The organism is Erwinia aphidicola (assembly GCF_014773485.1).
Classification (GTDB): domain Bacteria; phylum Pseudomonadota; class Gammaproteobacteria; order Enterobacterales; family Enterobacteriaceae; genus Erwinia; species Erwinia aphidicola.
The window spans coordinates 1-6419 of the sequence record NZ_JACXBP010000019.1; the positions used below are offsets into that span (position 1 = coordinate 1).

The window sequence follows — 6419 nt, forward strand, 5'->3', positions numbered from 1 at the left end:
CCGCCTTCAGCTGGCTGCCGGATATTGCGATATCGCCGCTTTGCGCGGCGTTATTCTTACCGGTTGCCGTTATCGACAGGTTTTGCCCGGCGTTGAGCGTGCTGCCCACGCTGCCCAACAGCGCCAGGCTAAGCCCGTTCTGCTTCTGCTCGAAGGTTTCCCTGTGGGTGCGCTGGTCGTAGCCGGGGTCGATAGCCACGCTGTCACCGGTCAGCGCCAGATTACAGCATCAGTTGCACCAGCACACGCCAACCCAAAGCCAGAAGCAGCGCGGCACGCTACACCTACAGCCCCAGGATTATCCTCAAGGGCGACTTGATACCGGGGTGAAGATTGATGTGCGGGTGATGGCGGGCTGCCTGGTGATTACGGCACGGCAGCTGGAGCCGGAACCGGAGATTATGCAGACGCTGAAGAAGGTGTGTAAGCTGTCGGCCCGTAAGCAGCGGCAGGTGACGGAGCTGATCGAGGTGATCAGTAAACCACAGCGGAAGAACGGTAACTGACAGGTGTATAAAGTAAAACCCCAGCCGATTGACTGGGGTTTTATTCAGTTAAGTTCACTCAACCAAGCGATAAAATCATCATTTTCGTAAAGATAATCACGATCCGTTGTCGGCAAATCCACAGAGCCTAAGCATTGCAGTATTTTCCAAATTGTTGAATCAGTTATACGAACATGATCATCATCTACTATGTTAATAGCCCATTCAGACGCACTCATTCGGTCGATATCACCAGATATTAACTGAACAAGCTTTTCTCTAACTTCGTCCCTTGAAACTTGATTAGTCTGCATATTTTATCTTCTACCCTGATAATTACCATTAGCATCAAATATATGATGGTTTTTATCATTAGTGACAGGTTTAGGGGCTACGCTCCTGATATTCCCAGCATGATCGAGTGTCTCATACCATGTTCTCGTTTGACCTGATTTTGGATCCCATTCCCTGACAAGCCGAGCACCTGTCATTTCTCCGCTAGTTTTTGCAGGGGTCAAAGTTCCGTAAAATCGGAATCGACCATCCTCTAATTCTTTTACACCACCCTGACCATATTTTTCAGCCTGTCGGTAGTAATCATTGAGCTTCACCCCCTGTAAGGAATTAGTAGCACTATTTTTACCAACCAAGCCTGAAGAACCACCACGGCCACTAGTGTTTGACCCGCCGCCGCCCGTGGTGAGCAGGTCGTTTTTACCCACGCAGTATGGATTCGACGAGCCTGCGCAGCCCAGCGCATTATTCTCCACCGCATTCTTACCCGCCTGAGCGGCCGTCACAGCACCGCCAGTATCGCCCGTCGCCAGGCCCCCTGCAAGCCCTGAGGCCAGCTGGCTCAGCGCGCTGACCTGTTGTTTCTCACTCTCGCTCAGCTGGTCTGCGGTTTTGCCCGGGAACAGCTGCCCGGTGATGTAGCGCGCCGCCAGTTCGCCGCCGCCGGCGCCCAGCCCGCCGGCGAGGGACGACTGGTTGTTCAGCTGCGCCGTCACCGCGCCCAGCACCGCGTGCGCCATCGCGTTGCTGGCCACGTCCACCTTGCCGGTCAGCGGGTTGGTGGTCAGCTTCTTAATTTCCGTCGCCAGATACGGCGAGGCGCCGCTCGCCAGCGCCCCGGCCAGGTTGTTGCCCGCCAGCGCCGTCAGCGCGCCGGTTACCGCCTGCGCCGCCTTCTGCAGGTCGCTGCCGGTGCCGTACTGCTGCATCGCGTTGTTATAGGCGCGCTGCAGCACGTCCGACTCGCGGAACGGTTTGTCGTCCTTCTTCAGCTGCTCCCGCGCCTGCGCCAGCGCTGCCGGGTCGGTCTGCGCCTTCAGCCCGGCGATGTCGCCCTGGGTACGGATAACGTCCATCGCCTGGCAGCCAATCTCGGCAATCAGCTGCGCCTCCTTCAGGCGGTTCTGCTCCTTGTCCTTGTCGAAGATAGGGGAGGGGATCTGGTTAGCGTGCGCAACGTCGCGGCTCAGCTCGATAACGTTCTACTTCTGGTTCGTCTGGTCGCGCACGATTATGGTGCCGTCGCTGTCCCTGCCGTTTACGTCGGTTAGCAGGCCGTTGGCCATGTTGCCCATAAACTGGCCGCCGTCGAGGTCGCCCGGTTTGACCGTGGTGTATACTTGCGATACCCGCTCATCCTTTGTATGAAAGTGGTCGTTTTTTTCTAAAATTAATCACGCAGAAAAAACATTAAACTTTCATCAAAAAATGGAAGGCGCGCCGCAGTTATTTTCAGCATTTTCAGCGATTTTGCAGAAATTCAGGAGTATATTTGTACAGTAGTTAACAGAGCAGGGCAGGCATATAGACAGAACAACAAAGAGTAATTAAGCGCGGACTGAAGGTGTTGAAGCACCGACAGCCCGCTGACCACAGCAACTATACAAGGTAGTTATCATGGCTAAGCGAGATTGTAAGTCAGAACCACGCACAACTGAAGTTCCGCAACCGACCCACCGCTGTGAGTTTCACAGCAGCGCCATGCATCACGGGCTGTTTTTACGCGGCGAGTGGCTGGAACAGGCGGGATTTATACAGGGGATGCCGATTAAGATCCGGGTGATGCCGGACTGCATTGTGATCACCACTCAGGACACCCGCGAGCTGTGGGGCTGCATCGAGGGCTTAAGCGTTGTGCCGATTAACCGCAGGAAGGTGGCGCAGTGGCTTAAAGCGTTTCCGGGGGCGATACAAAATACCTGTGACGTGCCGAAGTTTACGCGCAACAGCGGGTATCATGCACGGGAGCTGAAATAGGGAAGATCCCTCCCCGGTATAAACTGCACCTTACTAAGTTGAGCATCCAACTTTTGGGGTGCAGTTTATTTTTCAACTAATATTAAAGAACCAAAATACCAACCCCGCAGGAACGCCTAACAGGCTAATTTTCAGTACCGTAACTATTTCTGCACTACCAAAAGGAAACGGCTTTCCAAAATCCCAAATAAGCCAACCCTTAAGTAAATACGAGAATACTCCAACGAAAATCAAGGCAATACTGGTTAGTAAGCACACTGAAACTAACCTCAAGAGTGATCTACTAGAATTATTTAGAGGCATCATTCCCCCTGGGATGCATTTTGTTTAATCCATCACCAACCACACCGGAAGTAAATGAATCACCTGCATTACCGATTATCGATGGGTAAGAACTCTGAGGAGCGGGCTTGGTAATTGTCCATACTCCAGTTGGTACCCACTCATATTTTTTTGATACAGGATTTAAAATTTTATCCGCTGGTACTTTCAATATATTACCTGCAGCATATCCAACTCCAGCTCCAGCTTTACTCACCAACGCGGAAATAAATGGGTCATTACCTTTAATTTCAGCTTGATAATAACCACCCGCTGCGTTCCATGTCATTACCGGATTATAACCTTTACCTGCGGTAATCGCCCCAATCACACCAGAGCCTATCAAATCTGACAGGGTTACTTTTCCAGTTGTACCATACTGAATACCAGCCCCTAATCCGGTGCCAACCCCCACAGCAATAAGCTGTTCTTTAGTGTTATTAACAGCATTAGTAATAATTGCCTTCCCCCCCATTATTGCTACCGGCCAGGAAGTTGGGGTCATTACCACATCCATAACCCGATCACCGGTGGTGATATTATCCTTCAGGAATTTAAGATCCGAGCCGTTAAGATATTTCACTAACGCAGCGGCGTCCGGATCTTTCAACTTATCACTCAGCCTTATCTGATGTTTATTTTCATCCAGCGCTACGTTGGTATCCGCCTGTACTAATTCTTCCCAGGTCACACAGGTAACACCGCCACCGGCACAGGCTTCTGCCAGCTCTTTGCTGTTTTTATTACTGATTTCGAGATATTTATCAATCACCGGCTTGCAATCACTCCCCGAGGGTTTACAGGCAGAGAGTTCCTTATCCAGCTGGCGTGACTCTTTCTCACTCAGATAGTTATTCTCAACAACAATCCTAACCGCTTACGGATGGGATCGAAAGTTTACTCAGATGGAGTCTTCTGAGCCGTTCTTGCCTTTAACAAAATTTTTATCCAGATCCCAATACCTAAAATAAGGCCGCCGACATAGCCTGATCTTAAGAAAGAGTCAAACACATCGCTCCAACTGAACTGGAAAAAACCTTTTTTAAAATAAATAATCGCTGATGCAAGTAGTTCAGCTACAAAATCGCCAATGAGAAATAAAATCAGGCAACTCAATATCAGTTTGACTAAAATAAAAAGATTATTTTTTTGCATCGGTTTTATCCTTCTTATCGAGTTCATCTTTTAAAGCATTACCTGTTTTCTCACCGATATAGCCACCAAGAACCGTACCTGTTAAATCAGATACTGCATCTTTTCCAAGTTTTGAACCGACACCTTTTATTATTTCGCCACCTACGCCACCAACGGCAGTACCCGCAGCCGCACCAGCCATAGAGTTAAGCGGATCTTCTCCCTTAATCCCGCTCCCAATGGCTGCACCACCCATATTGACGGGGGCTGAAGCTATTATACCTTTTCCTGTTGTGGCTGCCGCTGTTACTCCTGCCATAATGACATCGACGTAACTGAACGGATCTTTTCCGGCAAGCTGAACGCCAGTATTAACTCCCACACCGATTGCTGCATTAGCCGCCATACCTTTCACAGTCACTCCCAGCACGCTTCCACCAAATATCAGTGGCGCATCGCCGATGCTGGCATTCGATTTATGGTAGCCCCAGGTATTCATTATCGACTGAGCCTTGCTCATCGCCGCTGAGTCAGGATTACGCTTGATATAATCCCGGCCCGACAACAGCCCTTTGACCAGTTCCTGCGAGACTGCCGGACCGTACTCTTTTTCCATTTCAGCCGCGTAAACGCGCAGATACCCCGCCAGCTCGGCGCGTTCCGTGCTGTTCATCTGCGAGGGGTATTTGTTAAATTTCGACACCAGCGCATCGCTGCGCTTATCGGCATTTTCCAGCTTTATCAGATCATTGGCGGCAGCTAGGGATTTATCGCCGCTCTTAATTTTCTCAATGGCTTTATCCAGCTTGTCGGAGGATGTGGCCCCCAGGAAGTTATCCTCAACCGCATTCTTGCCCGCCTGGGCGGCCGTCACAGCACCGCCAGTATCGCCCGTTGCCAGGCCGCCTGCAAGTCCTGCGGCCAGCTGGCTCAGCGCGCTGACCTGCTGTTTCTCACTCTCGCTCAGCTGGTCTGCGGTTTTGCCCGGGAACAGCTGCCCGGCGATGTAGCGCGCCGCCAGTTCGCCGCCGCCGGCACCCAGCCCCCCGGCGAGGGACGACTGGTTGTTCAGCTGCGCCGTTACCGCGCCCAGCACCGCGTGCGCCATCGCGTTGCTGGTTACGTCCACCTTGCCGGTCAGCGGGTTGGTGGTCAGCTTCTTAATTTCCGTCGCCAGATACGGCGAGGCGCCGCTCGCCAGCGCCCCGGCCAGGTTATTGCCCGCCAGCGCCGTCAGCGCGCCGGTTACCGCCTGTGCCGCCTTCTGCAGGTCGCTGCCGGTGCCGTACTGCTGCATCGCGTTGTTATAGGCGCGCTGCATCACGTCCGACTCGCGGAACGGTTTGTCGTCCTTCTTCAGCTGCTCCCGCGCCTGCGCCAGCGCCGCCGGGTCGGTCTGCGCCTTCAGCCCGGCGATGTCGCCCTGGGTGCGGATAACGTCCATCGCCTGACCGGCGATTTCGCCGATAAGCTGCGCCTGCCTGAGCCGGTTCTGCTCCTTCTCCCTGTTAAATATCGGGCTGATGCTGCCGTCGTTGGCGTGGTCGGTATCCCGGTTCAGGGTGGTAACATCCTGCTGCTGCCCGTCCTGGTCACGGATGAGCAGGGCGCCTTCACTGACCCCGGCCTTCGTCGTGCCCTCTGCATGGCCGCTGTTGTTGGCGCCCGACAGCATGCCGCCGGCCATATTGGTCAGCAGGTTCTTGCCCACCGGCCCGCCGGTGCTGAGGCTGCCGCCGCTGTGCGTGGCGCGGTAATCCGCCTGGTTGTGGATGTCGCTCCAGCCCAGCGTGCCGGTATCAAGGCGGTTCTTGTCGCTCTCCGCCGTGCTGGCTATTACCGCGCCGTCGAGCTGGGTGTGCTCTTTGACGGTGACGTCATAGCCGCCTTTGCCCGCAAACAGCCCGGTCTGCTCTTTGACGCTGTCAAAGTTGCTGTTCAGCCTGTCCCGGCTGGCGCTGACGCTGGCGGAACCGGTCATCGAACCGAGGGTGAAGCTGCCGCCCGCGCTGGCGTTCTGCTGTTTTGCGTTATAGCGGTCGCTGTCCCGCTCGCTTTCCAGCGTCAGGTTGCGCCCTGCATCAACGGTGATTTTTTCCCCGCTGGCCTGCGCCCCTTTCAGGGTGGTGTCGCGGCCGCTGGTCAGGCTGAGATGGCTGCCCGCATCGAGCGTGGTTTCGCTATGGGTCAGGCCGCTGCCGTTCTCAT

Annotated in this window: 7 protein-coding genes and 1 pseudogene; 2 read left to right on the forward strand and 6 right to left on the reverse strand. The window is 53.9% G+C overall.

All coding sequences use genetic code 11. From position 1 onward, the window contains the following. Positions 1-223: pseudogene (locus tag ID864_RS23525) on the reverse strand (hemagglutinin repeat-containing protein); the annotation flags it as partial. Positions 224-233: 10 nt separating this feature from the next. Here ID864_RS23525 and ID864_RS23530 point away from each other — a divergent pair. Further along, complete coding sequence (locus ID864_RS23530; RefSeq protein WP_224750616.1) at positions 234-506, forward strand: SymE family type I addiction module toxin; 273 nt, start codon at positions 234-236, stop codon at positions 504-506. Positions 507-550: 44 nt separating this feature from the next. On the opposite strand, the gene ID864_RS23535 is transcribed toward ID864_RS23530, so the two are convergent. Next, a complete protein-coding gene (locus ID864_RS23535; RefSeq protein ID WP_099755320.1) occupies positions 551-799 on the reverse strand; it encodes a helix-turn-helix domain-containing protein in 249 nt (82 codons plus the stop codon). Positions 800-802: 3 nt separating this feature from the next. Further along, the gene (locus tag ID864_RS23540) at positions 803-1855 is read right to left on the reverse strand and encodes a VENN motif pre-toxin domain-containing protein (RefSeq protein WP_224750617.1); all 1053 of its coding nucleotides are present in this window, start codon (positions 1853-1855) and stop codon (positions 803-805) included. A 541-nt stretch (positions 1856-2396) separates the two neighbouring features. Here ID864_RS23540 and ID864_RS23545 point away from each other — a divergent pair. Beyond that, positions 2397-2756: a SymE family type I addiction module toxin gene (locus ID864_RS23545; RefSeq protein WP_191150449.1), complete on the forward strand. Its 360-nt coding sequence runs from the start codon at positions 2397-2399 to the stop codon at positions 2754-2756. A gap of 289 nt (positions 2757-3045) precedes the next feature. Here ID864_RS23545 and ID864_RS23830 read toward each other — a convergent pair whose 3' ends face one another. From ID864_RS23830 to ID864_RS23560, 3 genes are all read right to left on the reverse strand, one after another. Further along, positions 3046-3849, reverse strand: coding sequence for a hypothetical protein (locus tag ID864_RS23830; RefSeq protein ID WP_224750618.1), 804 nt, complete (start codon positions 3847-3849; stop codon positions 3046-3048). A gap of 125 nt (positions 3850-3974) precedes the next feature. After that, positions 3975-4232 carry a hypothetical protein gene (locus tag ID864_RS23555; protein WP_191150450.1) on the reverse strand — a complete coding sequence of 86 codons (258 nt, stop codon included), beginning with the start codon at positions 4230-4232 and terminating at the stop codon, positions 3975-3977. Continuing rightward, the coding region (locus ID864_RS23560) for a VENN motif pre-toxin domain-containing protein (RefSeq protein WP_224750619.1) at positions 4219-6419 on the reverse strand (2201 nt) is incomplete at its 5' end. The genes ID864_RS23555 and ID864_RS23560, both read right to left, overlap by 14 nt.